The sequence below is a fragment of the Paenibacillus sp. 1_12 genome, assembly GCF_900114475.1.
GTDB lineage: Bacteria > Bacillota > Bacilli > Paenibacillales > NBRC-103111 > Paenibacillus_S.
Genome location: NZ_FOTE01000024.1, coordinates 22,245 through 40,751, shown reverse-complemented (window position 1 = coordinate 40,751; position 18,507 = coordinate 22,245). Strand labels below are relative to the sequence as shown.

16 protein-coding genes and 1 pseudogene are annotated in these 18,507 nt (G+C 46.1%); 15 read left to right on the top strand and 2 right to left on the bottom strand.

Features of this window, described 5'->3' with window-relative positions; all coding sequences use genetic code 11:
- The first annotated feature begins 1 nt into the window (after nt 1).
- From BM210_RS29750 to BM210_RS36340, 15 genes are all read left to right on the top strand, one after another.
- Nucleotides 2-1,105, top strand: a complete 1,104-nt coding sequence (locus BM210_RS29750) for a GerAB/ArcD/ProY family transporter (RefSeq protein WP_091176166.1) — start codon at nt 2-4, stop codon at nt 1,103-1,105.
- 132 nt (nt 1,106-1,237) lie between these two features.
- Complete coding sequence (locus tag BM210_RS29745; RefSeq protein ID WP_177238081.1) at nt 1,238-1,924, top strand: GntR family transcriptional regulator; 687 nt, start codon at nt 1,238-1,240, stop codon at nt 1,922-1,924.
- A gap of 287 nt (nt 1,925-2,211) precedes the next feature.
- Nucleotides 2,212-3,132 carry a 4-hydroxy-tetrahydrodipicolinate synthase gene (gene dapA, locus BM210_RS29740; protein WP_091176163.1) on the top strand — a complete coding sequence of 307 codons (921 nt, stop codon included), beginning with the start codon at nt 2,212-2,214 and terminating at the stop codon, nt 3,130-3,132.
- Nucleotides 3,129-4,283 (top strand): sialidase family protein, encoded by a 1,155-nt coding sequence (locus tag BM210_RS29735; protein ID WP_091176161.1) that lies wholly within the window; start codon nt 3,129-3,131, stop codon nt 4,281-4,283. Before dapA ends, BM210_RS29735 begins: the two co-directional genes overlap by 4 nt.
- 78 nt (nt 4,284-4,361) lie before the next feature.
- Nucleotides 4,362-5,957, top strand: a complete 1,596-nt coding sequence (locus BM210_RS29730; protein ID WP_091176160.1) for a type 2 periplasmic-binding domain-containing protein — start codon at nt 4,362-4,364, stop codon at nt 5,955-5,957.
- 75 nt (nt 5,958-6,032) lie between these two features.
- Nucleotides 6,033-6,986 (top strand): ABC transporter permease, encoded by a 954-nt coding sequence (locus BM210_RS29725; protein WP_091176159.1) that lies wholly within the window; start codon nt 6,033-6,035, stop codon nt 6,984-6,986.
- A 12-nt stretch (nt 6,987-6,998) separates the two neighbouring features.
- Nucleotides 6,999-7,874 (top strand): carbohydrate ABC transporter permease, encoded by an 876-nt coding sequence (locus BM210_RS29720; protein ID WP_091176157.1) that lies wholly within the window; start codon nt 6,999-7,001, stop codon nt 7,872-7,874.
- 60 nt (nt 7,875-7,934) lie between these two features.
- Entirely contained in the window at nt 7,935-9,092 is a 1,158-nt protein-coding gene (locus tag BM210_RS29715) for an iron-containing alcohol dehydrogenase (RefSeq protein WP_091176155.1), read from the top strand.
- 42 nt (nt 9,093-9,134) lie between these two features.
- Nucleotides 9,135-10,217 carry a sialidase family protein gene (locus tag BM210_RS29710; RefSeq protein ID WP_218184991.1) on the top strand — a complete coding sequence of 361 codons (1,083 nt, stop codon included), beginning with the start codon at nt 9,135-9,137 and terminating at the stop codon, nt 10,215-10,217.
- Nucleotides 10,218-10,269: 52 nt separating this feature from the next.
- Entirely contained in the window at nt 10,270-12,441 is a 2,172-nt protein-coding gene (locus BM210_RS29705) for an MGH1-like glycoside hydrolase domain-containing protein (RefSeq protein ID WP_177238080.1), read from the top strand.
- Nucleotides 12,442-12,497: 56 nt separating this feature from the next.
- Complete coding sequence (locus BM210_RS29700; RefSeq protein WP_091176153.1) at nt 12,498-14,009, top strand: extracellular solute-binding protein; 1,512 nt, start codon at nt 12,498-12,500, stop codon at nt 14,007-14,009.
- A 34-nt stretch (nt 14,010-14,043) separates the two neighbouring features.
- Nucleotides 14,044-15,126 carry a sialidase family protein gene (locus BM210_RS29695; protein ID WP_091176152.1) on the top strand — a complete coding sequence of 361 codons (1,083 nt, stop codon included), beginning with the start codon at nt 14,044-14,046 and terminating at the stop codon, nt 15,124-15,126.
- Nucleotides 15,127-15,440: 314 nt separating this feature from the next.
- Nucleotides 15,441-16,121: an ArsR/SmtB family transcription factor gene (locus BM210_RS29690; protein ID WP_091176150.1), complete on the top strand. Its 681-nt coding sequence runs from the start codon at nt 15,441-15,443 to the stop codon at nt 16,119-16,121.
- A 226-nt stretch (nt 16,122-16,347) separates the two neighbouring features.
- On the top strand, nt 16,348-17,661 hold the full coding sequence (locus BM210_RS29685; RefSeq protein ID WP_091176148.1) for an MFS transporter: 1,314 nt from the start codon (nt 16,348-16,350) through the stop codon (nt 17,659-17,661).
- Between the two features lie 66 nt (nt 17,662-17,727).
- Nucleotides 17,728-17,850, top strand: coding sequence for a hypothetical protein (locus BM210_RS36340; protein ID WP_177238079.1), 123 nt, complete (start codon nt 17,728-17,730; stop codon nt 17,848-17,850).
- Nucleotides 17,851-18,090: 240 nt separating this feature from the next.
- Here BM210_RS36340 and BM210_RS29680 read toward each other — a convergent pair whose 3' ends face one another.
- A complete protein-coding gene (locus BM210_RS29680) occupies nt 18,091-18,321 on the bottom strand; it encodes an alpha-helical endospore appendage domain-containing protein (protein ID WP_256224141.1) in 231 nt (76 codons plus the stop codon).
- A 1-nt stretch (nt 18,322) separates the two neighbouring features.
- Nucleotides 18,323-18,507: pseudogene (locus BM210_RS35100) on the bottom strand (hypothetical protein); the annotation flags it as partial.

Here is an 18,507-nt window from a genome sequence, read left to right as displayed (position 1 = left end):
ATTGAAAAAATATGCTCATAATGAGATAACCCTTATGCAATTCATTTGTATCCTTTCCGGTGCTCAAATGAGCGTAGGCTTGCTAGCCCTTCCTCAGCTTCTGGCACAGCGTGCCGGAACGGATGGCTGGATCGGCCTTTTCATCGTTTGGATGATCAATGTGGCGGCAAATTTAATCGTCGTACAGGTGATGAAGAAATATCCGGATGGCACCATCTTGGATCTTTTAGCCCATTATTGTGGCCCTTGGGCCGGGAGAACCGGAGCTGTGATTCTCGCCCTTTACTTCTTTTTATATGGCTACGTCGGAATTACGAGAACGATTCTCTACATCAAACAGTGGCTCCTTCAACAAACCTCTGCATTTAAGATTATGTGCTTGCTGCTGATTCCCACTTATACCATTGCTCTTAATGGATTTCGCATCATAGGGCGATACGCTGAGCTTGTTTTTTTTATTTCCATGTGGATACCGTTCGCTTATTTGTTAACGCTTAAAGACGCTCAGTGGCTCTATCTGCTGCCTGTACTCAAAGAAGGTTGGTTGCCTGTATTCAATGCAGCGGAAGCAACCCTCCTCTCTTTTAGCGGGACAGGAATTACATTGATCTTATATCCATTTCTGCTGCATAAGCGGCAAGCTGCGGTCGGTGTTGCAATCTCTAATACAATGTCGATGCTCGTGTTTCTCCTGATCACCCTTATCTGTTTCGTTTATTTCAACCCAAACGAAATTAAGGAATATAACGAACCCGTAGTTTCCGTTCTTAAAAACATTGAATTTAAATTCATTGAACGGATCGAAGTTGTTTTTATATCCTTTTATATATTCATGTTCTCGTTGTCTTGGATTCCCACGTTTTATACATTCGCATTTTGCACAAGTTGGCTGCTTAACATGGAGGATCATCGCAATTCTTTGCGTGTGCTCTGTTTCCTTCTGGCCTTTGGCACCTTTCTAATCATGCCTACCTTTAATCAGAATGGCATCATGGAAGGATGGCTTGCAAAATTCGCTATCGGGGTTGAATATACAGCCCCTGTAAGTTTGCTGATGTATATCTGGTTTCGCAAGAAAAAGATAAAGCTGTCTTCAGAGAAATGATCTGGAGCCTATCGATTAAATTGTACAAAAAGGTTCCAGAAAAATTGGAAATAATATCATTGACGTATGAATAAAAGGTGTTTATTATATATTATATGTTGTATACAACAAAGAAATAAAGGTGGCAAGACAATGAGTTTACCAAAAATAGATACGTCCAATTTGTGGGATAAGACATATACACTCCTGAAGGAAAGTATCATTCGCCGAAAATTTGACCCAAACCAGAAGCTTTCTATTCCTGAACTTTCAGATCAATTGGGTGTAAGCAGGACTCCGGTAAGGGATGCATTAAATCGTCTCGAAATGGAAGGCTTAGTCAAAACAATTTCTAAGGTCGGCACATTCGTGGTAGCGATAAATGATCAGGATGTATTGAAGATTATGGATACGCGTTTGATGCTGGAATTATGGGTCATCGATAAACTCAATGATCTTAATAAAGACACCCTAAAGCAAGGGCTTTTTAGAATGGAGGAAATATTAAGGTTATCCGCCGAAAAGGTGATTTCAAATCCGTTGGACGATTACCTAAAGGCCGATTTTAATTTGGAGTTTCATTTGGAATTTATGGAGCTTGGTCAAAATAAAAACAACATTGATATATATTTGAGAACGATGAATTATCGGTATATTACAATGAAGTCTTCCATAGTAACCGGTGAAATGGTGAAGGTGGCGCAAGATCAACACAAACAAATTGTCGATGCACTTAAAGGTGGCCAAACTAGTGATATAAAGCAGGTCATTCGATTACACTTGGAAGATTCTAAGGAAAGGCTCCTACGAGCCATACGAGATAATGGCGGAATGGTTTGACAAGGTAACTAAAAACAACAAAAGTAGAGGAGCGGGCGGAATGATTCTGGAGAAGAGATAGCGGTCCCCTTTGTCTCCGGCTTCCTACCGCTAAACACATCACTAAATCCGGGGCAACAGCGATTGGAACCATATTCCGACTGCGCAAAGGCTTAACCCATATAAGATGATAGGTAGATAAATAGTTCATTTTATATAAAATGATTACCTTTTTTTGCAATAACATGTATACAACATATAACATAAAACGTCATTTTGTACGTATATAAATGGAAAGGGGCAGTTCGATGTTTAAAGCGGAAGGCATTATACCGGCAATGATTACGCCGTTTAACGATCATCAGGAAATTAATGAAGAAGCCTTGCGAGCACTTGTTCAGCGCTTGATTAAAGCGGGTGTTCATGGGTTATTTTGCTTAGGCACTAATGGAGAGTTTTTCAGTTTGAGCTTTGAGGAAAAGCGGAGAATCGTCGAGATTATCGTTGAGGAGACCAGGGGACAAATTCCTGTTTATGCTGGCACAGGCTGTATAAGCACAGCGGAAACGATTCGCCTTGCACGAGAGATGGAAAGCATTGGGGTCGATGCTCTGTCTGTTATTACGCCTTATTTTCTTACCTTCAGTCAAAAGGAACTGGCTGATTATTACCGTGCCTTAGCTAATGAAACGTCACTTCCTATTCTTTTGTATAACATTCCGGCGCGAACGGGCAATGCGCTGCATCCAAAGACGGTTGGCGAGCTGGCACGGATTCCAAACATTGTGGGTATCAAGGATAGCAGCGGCAGCTTCGATACTATTCTGAACTATTTAATGGAGACTGACGACACTTTCTCCGTGTTAGCAGGAACGGACTCTTTGATTTTATCGACGCTTATGTCGGGTGGAAAAGGTGCAATTGCAGCTACGGCTAATCTATTTCCTGAGTTGGTTGTAGAGATCTATAATCTGTGGAAACAAGGCAAGACGGAGGAAGCAGAAGCCATGCAGCGAGGACTTCGCCAAATTCGCAGTGCATTTCAGTGGGGTACACTGCCTTCGGTTTTAAAAGAAGCTATGAATTGGGCGGGATTACCCGCAGGACCTTGCCGTTTGCCGGTTAATCGGTTAAGCGCAGAGAAGCGAATTGAGCTTACTCATTTAATGGAAAACTATCAAAAGCAAGGTTTTTTAACTTACCCTACATATGAGGAGGAAAACGTGTGACATTGAGAGGGGAGCTCGTGAATCAAGGGGTGGACAAAGACGGTACGCTTCGTCCCCGATATAATGGCGGGGCTGAAGCATATATTCCTACTGCATACCGTGTCAATCATGCGCCCAGTATGACGGAGCTTGGTAATGGGGATCTGCTTGCGGTATGGTTTGCCGGGCATACGGAGGAAGGCCGAAGCGACATAGAAATCGTCATGTCTCGGTTGAAGGCAGGGGATATTCAATGGAGCGAGCCGGTAAAAGTATCCGATGATGATACCAAATCGGAGCAAAATCCGGTGCTGTTTTTGGCGCCAGATGGTCGGCTGCTTCTCATGTACACCGCTCAGGAAGCTGTTGCAATGAGCCGCGATGAGTTTAAGCAGCTGTACCCGGACAGGACGTTCACCCGTCAGGAAACGGCTGTCATCCGCTGCCGTGAATCGTTTGATGGAGGCTGGACCTGGGGGCCGGCGCGAACGATGTTTGAAACTTCGGGTTCATTTTGCAGGGCACCCATTCATATTGCTGAAGATGGAAGCTGGCTGTTTCCTATGTGGTACAGCAGGGAAGACGGTAAAACCGAATATGGCAGTGATTACAGTGTCATTCAGCGCTCTATGGATCAAGGAGAGACTTGGCAGGAAATTCCGATCCCTAACAGCAGAGGCCGTGTTCACGCATCGCTGATCTCCGGGAAAGGGGCCGACATGTTGGCCATATTCCGAAGTCGGTCGGCCGATCGGATTTACATAAGCCGCTCTTCTGATTTTGGCTGCACATGGACTGAGCCGGAACGCACGGTATTACCGAATAATAATGCATCTATTCGAGCTATTCGTCTTCAAAGCAAACGGTTAGCTGTTATATATAATCATGCAAGCGCTTCTGATGATCCCCAACTCACTGTCTGGCCTAAAGTCAGATATCCTGTGACGGTTGCACTTTCCGAGGATGACGGCAAGACATGGCCCTACCGCCGAATCATAGAGATGGGAGATGGATTCACTGGGGAACTGAACGAACCATTGAATCGACGGTACGAGTATCCATGGATTACAGAGACCAAGGAGGGGTTGCTGCACGCTTCATTCGCTTACGGTGGACGTGAAGGCATAAAGCATGTGGTATTTACAGAAGCATGGGTTAAAGGAACCTCATAAGAACATTTTTCGGAAAGTAAATGAAAACGCTTCCTGAGACAGGTTGGTTCCTATAAGAAAACTGAGGAGGATAAACAAATGCGTTCAAATACGAATTGGAAAAGCGGTTCAAGAAAAATGATGTATGTAGCCATAGCTGGAGCTATGCTCAGTGCTACCGCATGCAGCTCGGCGGAGAATAAGCCGGGAGAAAGCAAAGCTGTTGATCAAACAGCAGCAGATCAAGTGGCACAGGCTAAGTTTACTTACACGCTTCCAGGGAAATTTGTGAATTGGATGAAGGATATGAACTGGATTCCAGTGCTGTTGAAGGAAACGGGGGCCACGATTGATTTTGTCAATGGAGGTGATGGGGACCCTTATTATAAAAATATCGACCTCAAGGTCGGCTCCGGCGATTTCTCCGATGCAGGTATTGTACAGCTCAGCCAAGCCGAGGTATACGGCTCCAAAGGCGCATTTGTAGACCTGCTTCCGGTGATCAACCAGTACGGTCCCAACATCAAAAAGTATATGGATGCCCACCCTGATTTTGTAAAGCTGTTGACAAGCAGCAATGGGAAAGTCTACTCTCTCATACCCCAGTATCCCAAAATTTCGAATGCTACCTTTTATCGTGATGATATGTTCAAAAAAGCGGGGATTACCACCGAACCGAAAACGATCCAAGAATTTACCGAGGTTCTTCGCAAGCTGAAAGACACCTATAAAGACAATAAAAATTTTTATCCCTTTGGCGGCCGAGAAGACTTCGTGAAATTTCAATCCGCCTTCAGTGCAAACGATTTGATCGATGCTCAAGGCAAAATTCACGGTATTTACAATAGCGGGCAGAGCTACGATATTAAGGCAGCCGGGTTTAGGAAATTGATAGAGTGGTATATCGGTCTATACAATGACAAGCTAATTGACCCGGAATGGGTGAGCGGTTTGTCAACGGAGGAAGCATGGCAAACGAAGGTGCTCAATGGCAATGTAGCGGTTGGCCACGATTTTTATACCCGTCCATCTTGGTTTTTGATCAATGGCGGGACCAAAACAGATACGAACTTCTCGATGAAAGTGATGCCAGCGTTTCTCAACGAGGCTGGAAAGCAGTCGAAATTCCCTACCGTTCCTGAGTATCGTGTAGATCGTGCCTTCGTCATTAATGCCAAGTCTGCCGATAAGGCCCCAGCCATTATCAAATTCCTTGATTACCTGTACTCCGACAAAGGACAGACGCTGGTAGGATGGGGTGTCGAAGGGACGACATTCAAGAAAAATTCGAACGGAAAAAACGAATTTACGATCAAGTTCGACGAAGAATCGACCAAACCGCTTGGCACTCCGGCATGGACTTTCTTCCAGGATCGCCTGACGTTCCCGATTCCAGTAAATAATGAAGCATTTTACGAATTTAATCACAGCCTCACTAGATCCTATGCCAACGAATACTTCAGTAAATATGCCGAAACCTTCCCGATCATTAAGTACTCCACTGACGAATTGAAGGAAAGAAGCAATCTGGTTGCCAAAGTGAATGAAGCGTTAAAAGCCAATCTGGTTAAGTTTGTAACCGGAAAACGGCCGATCACCGAATGGGATGCGTTCCTGAAAGAAATGGATGCCCTTGGCTATTCAAAAGTTGTAGAAATTGATCAAAAAGCCTATGACGCTATGATGAAAAAATAGCAGGCTCATTTGGCTATGGAAACATTCTAATCAAGATAAATCACTCCGAAATCAAAATAAACAGGGGAAAATTCTATGGAAATCAAACAATCCCAAACCGTTGTTTATACAGCTCGCCAACGCCAGCTAAGGCAGCTGTGGAATACTAAATTACTTTATCTGCTGCTGCTGCCAGGCTTGCTGCATCTGCTTATTTTCAAGCTGGCACCGCTGTTTGGGCTGGTTATTGCATTCCAGGACTACAATACGTTTCAGGGAATTATGGGAAGCTCATGGGTTGGATTTGAAAATTTTAAGCTCTTTGTCCAGGATCGCTATTTTTTGGTGCTGCTGAAAAACACATTGCTGCTTGCCATCTACAACCTGGTTTTCGGGTTTCCCGTACCTATTATTTTCGCTTTGTTTTTAAACGAAGTGCGCAGCGTGTTGGTCAAACGGTTCACGCAGTCGCTCAGCTTCTTTCCTTATTTTATTTCCTCAGCGGTTACGATCAGTATTGTGTATACGTTCTTGTCTCCGCAAACCGGCTTGGTGAACCGCTTGCTGGATTGGATCGGGTTAGAGTCTGTGTTTTTTATGGCTGAGCCGGGGTGGTTTCGCAGCTTGTATGTTAGCTTGAACGTATGGCATTCCTTCGGCTACGGCTCCATAATTTATTTGGCGGCTATAGCAGGCATTGATCCCCATCAATACGAAGCGGCAGAGATAGATGGGGCCAGCAGGTGGAAAAAAATGTTGTATATCACGCTTCCGTCGTTGTCCAATATCATCGTAACCATGTTTATTCTCAATATCGGCTCCTTCTTGTCGGTCGATCTAGACAAGGTGCTGCTGATGTACAATCCGAGCGTGTATGAAACAGCTGATGTAATTCAAAGCTTCGTATACCGTCAAGCGTTCGCATCGCAGGGCTTTCCGAATTATAGCTTCGGAGCGGCAGTTGGACTTTTTCAATCGATAGTGGCGATGCTGCTCGTTGTTAGCGCGAATAGAATTTCTAAAAAATATTCCGAATCCAGATTGTTTTAGGAGGGGTACAACATGCGGAAACAAAAAATTGACATGTTTGAAGCAGCGAATAACACTTTGCTGATTTTGTTGGCTATCGTTTGCGTGTATCCCTTCCTAAACATATTGTCGGTATCGGTAAGCGACGGATTGGCGGTCATTACAGGTAAAGTTTATTTTTGGCCAGTCGGATTCAATATAGAGACCTATAAGTATGTTCTCGGCAACTCCCGGTTGGGGATTTCGCTGGGGCTGTTCAATTCGATCTTTTATACGGTATCAGGAACGCTGGTGGCGGTACTGCTGACGTTTGTTACCGCGTATGCGTTATCGCGCAAAAGGATGAAGGGTCGCTATTTTATTATGCTGCTTTTTTTGTTTACTTGGATTTTCGAGGCGGGTTTGATTCCGAATTATTTTTTCAATAACGCGCTTGGCTTGGTTAACTCGCGTTGGATTATGATTTTGCCTGGGGCCATCAGCACATTTTTATTAATTATTACCCGTTCATTTCTGGATGCCATTCCTGCCGAATTGGAGGAATCGGCCTTTATCGACGGGGCTAACGAGCTTCAGATGCTGTCACGAGTTTTCTTTCCACTGTCTACGCCGGTGCTGGCGACTATCGGTGTTTTCTATGCAGTCCACATATGGAACGCTTTTATGGTACCGCTAATTTATTTGCAGGACCGCACGCTCCATCCCATTCAATTGATTTTGTACAGATTGATTATCAAGCCGGATGGAGGTACCTCCTTCGAAAATTTAACGGTTAACGGCCACCAGATTTTGCCTAACAATATTGAAGCGGCGACGATTTTTTTGGCTATCTTTCCGATTTTGTTCGTCTATCCGTTTGCACAAAAATATTTTACCAAAGGAATGCTCCTTGGCTCATTGAAAGGATAGATAAGTTGGGGAACGACAGGGAATTTACATTCAGCAATAGGGAAGGATTGGATCAACAACATGACATCGTTTCAATTTAAGACGGCTGAACATATCATCATGGGCCGTTATGAAGCAGAGAATACGACGGAGCATCTTCGTTCCGTTCTGGGGCCTGTACGTTTCGCGCTTATCGTGTCACAGCCTTCGATTCAAAGGTCGGGGTTTCTGGATCGTCTATCCGGGGAGCTACAAAGAGTAGGCATCCGCTGTCGAGTCATCACCGAGATTCAGCCCGAGCCGACTGAGTCCCAACTGACTGAGCTGCATAAGCTTATCGCTGGAGATACCTTTGATGTGATGATAGGTATCGGCGGGGGCAGCGTACTGGATGCCGTGAAGCTGCTGGCGGTGATGGCAACGAATAAAGCCAGCATCAGGGATATGCTTGGAACAGGACTGGTGGCTAAGCCTGGCATCCCAACGCTTCTGATCCCGACAACCTCGGGTACAGGCTCGGAGGTAACGCCCAACGCGATTGTTACACTGCCCGATGAGGAGCTGAAGCTGGCGGTAGTTAGTCCGTATTTAGTTCCACAACTTGTTATTCTGGACCCTATCCTGACCTTGAGCTTGCCACCGGCGATCACGGCAGCGACCGGGATGGATGCGTACACCCATGCACTGGAATCCTACATATCCAACAAAGCGAATCCAATCAGCGACATGTTTGCTTTGGAAGCTATCCGGCTTATTTCCGGTAGCTTGGAAGAGGTCTATCATAACGGCGGGGTCATTGAAGCTAGAGAGCGAATGCTCCTGGGCTCCATGTACGGCGGGATGGCGCTATCCAGCTCGGGAACTGCGGCCGTGCACGCTTTGGCCTATCCGCTGGGCGGGAAATACCATATTTCCCATGGGGTCGCAAATTCAATGCTGCTTGCGCATGTGATGGAATACAATTTCGATGCCATTTCTGACCGGCTGTCCAATGTGGCGGTGGCAATGCAGCTTCCTGAAGCCGGTACGGCACGTGCGGGGGAAGCTGTTATAAACCGAATCACCACGTGGACGCGTAATCTGCAAATCCCTCAGAATTTGGGGACTTATGGGGTCGAAGAGAAAGATATCGAATCGCTGGCAGTTGCTGCCTCCAAGGTAACGCGTTTGTTGAACAATAATCCGAAGCCTTTGGGGCTTGAAGATATCCAACATATATACCGTAAACTGCTTGTTTAAGAATTCGGTAAGTCAATATGCACAAAATAAGGAGAGAGACCCATGAGCAGACAAAGTCAAGTAACACCCAAGGATATGGAACATGTCGTACTGTATAAAAATGATAACGAGTTCAGCTCCTGGCCATTTAATGCGGGAATGTGGAAAATCTCAGATAACAATATCCTTGTCGGATTTATGAATATGCCTTGTGATTATACGAATCCCAAGCATTTGACGCATCGTCGTATAGAGTTTTTTGGAAGGATTGCCGCAGTCCGCTCGATCGACGGAGGCCGCACCTGGGGGGCCGCGGAAACTGTGGCCGATAACTTGCAGGTTAATGAAGAACTGCAGTTCGGTACGGTACCCCATATCGAATCCTATGATTTTACCGACCCCAATACGCTGCTCTGCTGCTGGACGACGCCGAACTCCGGCGCTCCCGATGCCAAGGCTTGGGTAAAGCTATCGAACGATGCCGGACGAAGCTGGGGCCCTGCCGTACTGCTGCCTTTCTGCAACATTCCACGATTCCAGGGAAGATCCTCTTACGTGGTTCGTCCTGATGGGGTGATTCTGCTTTTCTTGACAGCTAAGCCTCTGCATAACAATTATGATCGGCCAGTCGTATACGGCTCGTACGATGGTGGCGCCCATTGGACATTGCTGTCTTACATGCCGGATAGCCAGGAGTATCGCGTTATTTGTCCTTCCCCGGTCATACTGAAGGACGGCACGATTGTCGTTGGCGTTCGTTGCAAATCCTCGATGGAAGCGGCTTGGGGCGAAGTATACGCTTCCGAAGATGGTGGGCTTACGTGGCAGCTGCGCTCACGGATCAATGAGCATGGCGACACCGTGCATCTGACGCTGCTGGAGGATGGCCGCATATTCGCTGTCTACGGCTATCGTATACCAGCCTATGGCATCCGCGCCAAAATCAGTGAGGACGGTGGCCGTACGTGGGGACCCGAGTTGGTGCTGCGGGATGATGGCGGATGCCGGGATCTCGGTTATCCTCGAGCCACGGAAGTTCGTAAAGGTGAGGTTTTGGCCACCTACTACTTCAACAGCAAGGATGATCCGATTCAAATGAATGGCGGCGGGGTCCGTCATATTGCGGGCACGATCTTGAAGCTTTGATCTGCATATCATCGCATGGCGAATCTGCAACTTATAAGGGAGGCTTGACCTGATGAGGCAAATCATGAGTAGCCCAATAGCGCAAACAGAAATCGATCAAGCGCTGGGAGGCGGCAAACGCAGCCTGCGGACGCTGCCGAAATCATGCTTGCTTGGCCCTACGGGGGCCCGGCTGTGGGCCGACTTTCTCTGGCCACAGCCCGGCTTTGCCGGAGCCATTGATTTTATTCATAAACTGAACATTCCCTCTTTGTTTACGGTTGAATGCGATGCCGTAACAAGCTATGAGCCGTCTAAGATCGATTGGTTTCCAAGCCATTTATCCATGCAGCATACCAACGGGACAGTAGGGCTCAAAGAAATGAAATACATAACATGGGAGGACTGCGCCGTTTCATTCCAGACCTGGACGAATACAGGCGACAAGGACATCGTGCTGCGGCTCGTTGCGGAGCCGCTGTTGTTTCAAGGCAAGCCGCAGCATGCGGGTCTGGTTGGACACTATAAAGTACCGCGATACGAGTTCACGCTGCAGGCTGCGCTTCGCACCAACCGACCCGAGCTGTTCACAGGACTGGCGCTGAAGCCGGGTGAATCAGCTGAACTGATTACCGCGGTGGCGCTCGGCCTGCTCGAGACGGAAGAACCCGCTGTCCTGGAGCAGCGGCTTGAGAAAGTGATCAACCCGGCCATGAGCGGCGAAGAGCTGCTTACCGCGCAGGTGAAGACCTACCAAGGCTGGTTCGATCATGCTCCGACCTTTGTGAGCAGCGAACCTCTGCTCGATAACACTTGGTTGTACCGCTGGTTTATCATGCGCCATACATTGGCCGAACCCAAATACGGCCATCTGCAGCATCCGCTTTTCTATGAAGGTCGATCCCATAAAATGAGCAAAACTCCACTCGATCCAAAAGGCTGGGAATTCAGCAAAATGATCCCGCTAACCGTTCCCATGCATATGCTTGAAGCCCGCTGGTACAGGGATCCCGTTTATTCCCGGGGTGCGATGCGCAGCATGAAAGCGAGCCAGGATGAGGAGGGCTTTTACAAGTGCCTGTTTGTTAACAGTACGCTTCATTCTTACGCTAATTTTATGGGGTGGGCAGCTTATCAGGATTATTTGGTTCATCGCGATGCAGAAATGCTTAAGGAGATGCTGCCTTCTCTTAAGGAGCAAATTAGGGGTGAATCTGCCAAGTTAGGTAGTCCGACCGACGCCTTACTGATCGAATATACGCATAACCGAACGGGCAAGGAATATCAGCCGAGCTATTGGTATTTTCATGATTTTCCAAAGAACTGCAAAGACCCGACGACGTTCACCCCTCTGAAAAGAGTGGATCGTTCCGTTTATCATTATTTGAACTGCGTTGGCGTGGCACGACTGTGTCAAATGGTGGGAGATCCGGATGCGGAAGGTTTGAAAAAGCAGGCAGAGCAGATTCAACAGGATATTCTCGACAAAATGTGGGATAAGGAAACACAGTTTTTCTATGATCTTCATCATCTGACAGACGATAAAGCATGGGTAAAAAATGTGGTGGGATTTTATCCTTACTGGGCCCAGTTGACGGATGAAGGCCATACCGAAGGGGTACTTCATGCGCTTAATGAAAAGGAGTTTAGGACGCCGAGTCCGTTTCCATCCGTATCCGCCGATTGCCCTGTATACCAGTCGGAGGGCAGCTGGCAGGGCAATTTTTTTAAAGGACGAAACGGCTGTGTCTGGGACGGGCCGACATGGCCTTACACGAACAGTATCGTGCTGGATGCCATGGCTTTGGAGAGCAAAAAGAACGAACATAGGTGGGATAGTGATTTCGGCCTTCTGTTCCGCGAGTATTCCCTGCTGCATTTCAGAAATCGTGATGTAACAGATCCTTATTTAGTGGAGCATTATAGCAGCCAAAGCGGAGAGCCGCTGAGCGACGAAGTCGACTACAACCATTCGTATTATATCGATCTGACGATCAAGCATATTGCCGGTCTGAACGTCGAGGAAAACCAGTTTGTGCTGGACCCCATTGATATTGGATTGTCCTATTTCCGCTTGGACCGTATTTATGCAGCTGGATATGAATTGACTATCACTTATAACCGGGGAGATGGCGCGAATACAGATATTGCGGTTGGATATCGTCTTTATGTCGATGGACAGCTTGCTTTGGAAAGCGAACGTCTGTCAAGAATGGTTTACTACTTGAACCACCCACAGTTATAGTTGATCAATAATTCGACTTATATCATAGTAAAAATAAATTTAGGAGGATAACGCAGATGAATAAACTAAAAGCATTGACTTCATTTAGCGCAGTGGTCGTGCTAACTGGAGCATTAGCCGGATGCGGGGGAGAGGCTGCCAAACAGCCCGCTGCCTCCGATAGCAGTGCGAACACGGGCAATCCTGCCGATATTTCGATCGTTCTTTCTCAGGTGGGGGAGGTTCCAGCCAAAGGCAACGATATCATAACCGCCATTGAGAAGTACACCAATTCCAATGTGATGATTCAATGGATTCCAGGCTCCGCCTATGACGACAAAATCAATGTCATGCTGGCGGCTGGCGAACTGCCTAAGATCGTCAGGGTAAAATATGTGCCTACGATTATTAGTACGATCCAATCGGGCATTTTTTGGGAGATTGGACCGTACTTGAAAGATTACAAAAACTTATCGGCTCAAAATAAGCAGCATTACGATAATATTGCTGTCGAAGGCAAAGTCTACGGGATTCCGCTGTTCCGCGATTTGGGTCGTGCTGTCATTCACTACCGTAAAGACTGGACGGATGCGCTCGGGCTGCCGCTTCCCAAAACCATGGATGATTGGTATAATCTCGCCAAGGCGTTCACGACCAAAGATCCAGACAAAAACGGCAAAGACGACACCTACGGCATGATTTTCGATAAAAAATATAATGAAGGCGCGGAATCCATGCTCACTCGGTTTTCTGTCAGCATCGGCGGACCGAACAAATGGAAAGTCGAGAATGGCAGCTTCACGCCCGAATTTATGACCCCTCAATTTATGGACGCAATGAAGATGGTGAAGCGGATGTACGCGGATAAGCTGATCAATCAGGACTTTACGGTGCTGGACCCGACCGAAACAGAGAAGATCTATAACGCCGGACGCGCGGGGATTAAATTTTCAGGAGGGAACGCCCAAAACTGGCAGGACCTGCTTGTGAAAAGTGTGCCGACCGCCGTAGTCGATGCCGCTCCATTACAAGGGCCAAACGGGATACATGTTCCGGGGGAAAGCGGAAATAATGGATTTCTGGCTTTTTCCAAAACATCAATCAAAACCGAAGCCGAACTGAAGCAGGTGCTTTCCTTTGTCGATAAGCTGATGGACCCGCCTATGGCGACACTTTTGATGCGTGGAATCGAAGGGCGGCATTTTGTAGATAAAGGGGAATATACGGAGCCTTTGGACCGCGAAGCGAACCAGAAGGAAGTTAAGCCATACCGGGATAACCTACCGTATCGTGAAGGATATAATGTGAAGCCTACAAAGGATGAGCCTTTAAGTGTCAAAAATCAGCAGGTGTCCAAGGAAAACGAAAAATATGTGGTGGCTAACCCAGCACTGACTTTATTGTCTTCTACTTACACGGAACGAGGAAAAGAACTGGAGATTCAAATTATGGATGCTCAGACCAAATTCATTATGGGCAAAATAGATGAAGCGGGATGGCAAGCGGAAGTGGAAAAGTGGAAAAAGAACGGCGGCGACAAAATGATGGAAGAATATAAAGCGGCATACGCCAAGGCAGGGCAAAAATAAAGAGTCCAAACTTATAGAAGATGAGGTGACCGATATGGAACGCTTTAACGGCAAGATTGAGACTACAGCACCTGGTAGGAAGGATGCCTATCTTCCTAATCTTTACGAAACGAGCCACGCTGCTAATTTGCTGGAGCTCGATAACGGAGACCTGCTGTGCGTGTGGTTCTCCGGCAGCGGGGAAGGAAATCCGGACACCAATATTGTTATGTCGAGGCTGCCGCTTGGTGGCTCGGAGTGGAGCATACCGATCGAGTTGTCCCATGATCCGGAACGATCAGAGCAAAATCCGGTTTTGTTCCAGGCCCCCAACGGTCAGGTGTGGCTGATGCATACATCGAACGAGCCGCATAATCAACAAACCTCACGAGCGGTGCGCCGCATTTCCGAGGATAGGGGAATCACCTGGGGGGAGCCGGAAATCTGGTTTGACGAAAAAGGTATATTCTTTAGGCATCCTATCGTGATAACAAGCGCGGGTATCTGGGTGCTTCCGGTATATTACTGTAAGGACAACGGGGAACACAGCGCAGTCAAATTGTCCGACGATGAAGGTCTTACTTGGACTGATCATGCCGTTCCCGCCAGTGATAAAGGGGTACAAATGAACGTTGTCGAGCTGAGCGACGGCAGCTTGTTAGCCATGTTCCGCAGCCGACTTGCGGATCGGATTTATACGAGCGTCTCGACTGACCAGGGCCGCACCTGGATGGAGCCGCAGCCGAGCGAGCTTCCGAACAACAACTCCTCTACTCAGTTCGTCAAGCTGGAGAACGGTCACCTTGCTTTGATTTACAATGATGCCAGTCTTGAAAGAGGCCAGTATCGTATGGTAAACAAAAATGGCCAAGTAAACCGCAAAGCCTTACGGACGCCGCTGACCTTATCCATTTCAGAGGACGAAGGGAAGACATGGCCTTATACCGTGAATATCCAGGAAGCTGACGACGAATATAAGGAGAACGAAATCGGCTATTCATATCCATCCATCATTCAAACCCGCGACGGTAAGCTCCATGTGACCTATACTTATTTGCGTAAAGGCTTGCGGTATGTGCGTGTGGACGAGGACTGGGTTCGCGAGAATAGTAAGAATTCATTAGATAAGATGAACTAAACATCATGACAGCAAAGAGGCGCTGCGAAAACAGACCCCTCAGAGATAGAACAACTATACTCGGTACGTAGTCCTTCTTCACCAATCTGGACTGGAAGCAAGTGCTAATGAAAATGTGCCAGTCAATTTCAAGATGTGATGTGGTCAATGATGCCAATGCTGTCGAGAAATTCTCGATGGCTTTTTTTTTGTAAATAAATTGTAGGTCATTGAAATCCATAAGGGAATTTGAATGATCTTCCTTGACACTAAGCATTGGTAAGTTTATTCTATATCTATTCAAGAAATAAATTGAATAGTTGAGGTGTTTTCTTGTGAACTTAGAGCGAAAATGGAAGAATCAACTTTATCAGGAGTTTGCTCGCATTGGTAAGTGCTTGTCTAGTCCTAAACGTTTGGAGCTAATTGACTTACTTGCTCAAGGCCCCAAATCTGTGGATCAACTTGCTAAAATTACCGGAATGAGTGTTGCAAACGTATCGCAGCATTTACAAACTTTGCATGAATCACGATTGGTTCGATTCACTAAAAAGGGTAACTATGTGATTTATGAAATTGCTGAATTATGTGTCGCTGATTTTATGGTGTCCTTACATCGTCTTAGTGAAAAGCAATTAGTGGAGATTCAGCGGCTTAAGTCAGAAATTTTGCAACATCACGTGAGTATGGAACCCATAGCTTTGGATGAGCTTATGGAGCGGATGGAAAAAGGAGAAGTTTTGTTGTTAGATGTGCGACCAGAGGATGAATATGAAATGGGCCATATCCCAGGTGCTATTTCTATACCAATTGAGGAACTAGAGAACCATCTAGCGTCTTTACCGGTCAATAAGGAAATTGTGGCATATTGCCGAGGTCCATATTGTCTAATGTCTGCACAAGCGGTTGAAATTATGAAAAGCAAAGGCATAAAAGCCTCTCGTTTGGAAGAAGGTGTACATGAATGGAAACATTATGTAGAACATTCTAATTTTCCACTTCAAGGAGATGCTTAGTATGAAAATTGGTATCATTTTAAAAACAAACCTGAAAAAGCATGGAATGCCTGTTGTTTCGCCAATACTTCGCTAAAACGGCAGCACTCTGTAAAATTATTCCTAATTGGAGATGCCGTAGAATGCGAAAGAATACGTGATCAAAAGTTTAATGTGTATGAAGAGCGACAAAGTGCTGACTTTTTAAAGGAGTCATTATATACAAACAGAAAGGTGGTTCTAAGCGATGACGCATGAACCCCATAGTAAAACAGACAGTCTTATCCAAGGATACGTCGAATCCCCTGATATGCAGAGAAAGTTGTATAAGCGTTCCTTACTCATTGTAGTTATATCACAAATTTTTGGTGGTGCAGGACTTGCTGCAGGCGTCACAGTCGGAGCACTCCTTGCTCAGGATATGTTGGGAACGGAAAGTTTTGCGGGTGTTCCTGCCGCGTTATTCACTCTTGGATCTGCTATGGCGGCGCTGCTCGTTGGTAGTCTTTCACAGCGTTCCGGGCGCCGATTGGGGCTTGCATCGGGATTCTTGGCAGGAGGCATCGGTGCAATAGGGGTAGTATTGGCGGCAGTAAGTCATAGTATAGTACTTCTGTTTGTATCTCTCTTTATCTACGGTGCAGGCACAGCTACTAACTTACAAGCACGTTATGCAGGGACAGATTTAGCAAAGCCTACACAGAGGGCAACAGCAGTAAGTATTGCAATGGTTTCGACTACTTTCGGTGCTGTTGCTGTTCCTAATTTGGTAGATGTTATGGGCCGATTTGCTATGTCACTCGGTGTCCCGGCGCTAGCAGGACCCTTCATATTATCAGCTGTGGCTTTCATCCTTGCAGGGTTGGTATTTTTGATTTTCCTCCGCCCTGACCCACTCGTTGTCTCAAAAGCTATTACCCAAGTGCAATTACGTCAGAGCACCCTAAAAGACATGCCAACGAATCTACAAAAAATTAACAACAGGGGTTTAATTGTTGGCACTACAATTATGATTTTAACTCAAATCGTGATGATCGCAATTATGACAATGACACCCATTCATATGATGCACCACGGATATAGTTTGGGTGATGTAGGATTAGTAATAGGTATACATGTAGGCTCGATGTACTTCCCTTCCCTCATAACAGGTGTACTGATTGACAAGATCGGTCGCACAGCTATGTCGATTGCTTCTGGGGGAGTTCTACTGACTGCTGCTATTGTTGCAGCTTTGGCGCCTTCAGATTCCATGTTGGTTCTAATAATTGCTCTCGCATTGTTGGGTCTTGGCTGGAACTTTGGCTTAATAAGTGGGACTGCTCTTATCGTAGATGCGACTGAACCAGCGACCCGAGCAAAAACTCAAGGAAAGATTGATGTGTTAATTGCTTTAGCTGGAGCATCGGGTGGAGCGCTTTCAGGCATGGTTGTAGCTCATTCCAGTTACACAACGCTCTCATTTGCTGGCGGTGGTCTCGCACTTTTACTTATACCAGTAGTTATATGGTCCCATAAAAAACAAAAGGTAGTGGCATCAGACGGTATCTCATTGAACTAAACATTCCTGAATGAAGAAGTGGCAAAAGGGAGCCGGAACAGGTTTATATGAGGTAGCAAGGCCAGAATGAAGGAAGCTATAAAAACGAGAACACTAAAAGGGATTATCTGGCATCAGGGTGAGTCCGATCAAGTTCTTGTTCTACAAGATGGAATGAAATTCAGTACTCAGGTGCTTTCTTTGTCCTAAATCCTGCTAACAAGCTAATTTTCGTTATTGATTAAGCATATTTTGCTCAAGTTACGGATGCAGCAGTAACAACTTTCTCAAGAATGTAAGTTTGTTCTTGACGAACAATGCCTATCAGAATTCGTGCCAGATTCCCACTTAGTTTTCCACAACCGTCTGAACGAACGTAACCTATTAACGTAAGAGTCACTACTTCTCCTCTAAAGGGGAGAAGACACGAGCCTCTCCCACAAATGATAATCAAATAATCTTAATGACATCACACAGCTTAAAAAGAAGAAGCATTTCTTTTTTTATAACATTGTTAATTGTTTTATTGACACTAGCGTTTATTTCCAACAATTCAGTTAAGGTAGGATTGTTAAGCGTTTGCCCAGGCAGTGTCCCAATGATTGATTGAATTTTCTCGCCTTCTGCAGTCAGAATTAGAGCCAAGGCTGTTTCTTCAGCCGCAATAGAAGCAAGAAGCAAATTAATTACGCCTTGTCGGTCCGTAGTTGTTGTAGACGCTGTACTTGTAGTACTTGTAGTTGTGATTGAAGTCGTCGTTGAGGTGCTCGTAGTACTCGTCGTTGTTTCCGTAGTACTCGTTGAGGTGCTGGTAGTACTCGTGGACGTACTCGTCGTACTTGTCGAAGTGCTGGTAGTACTCGTGGA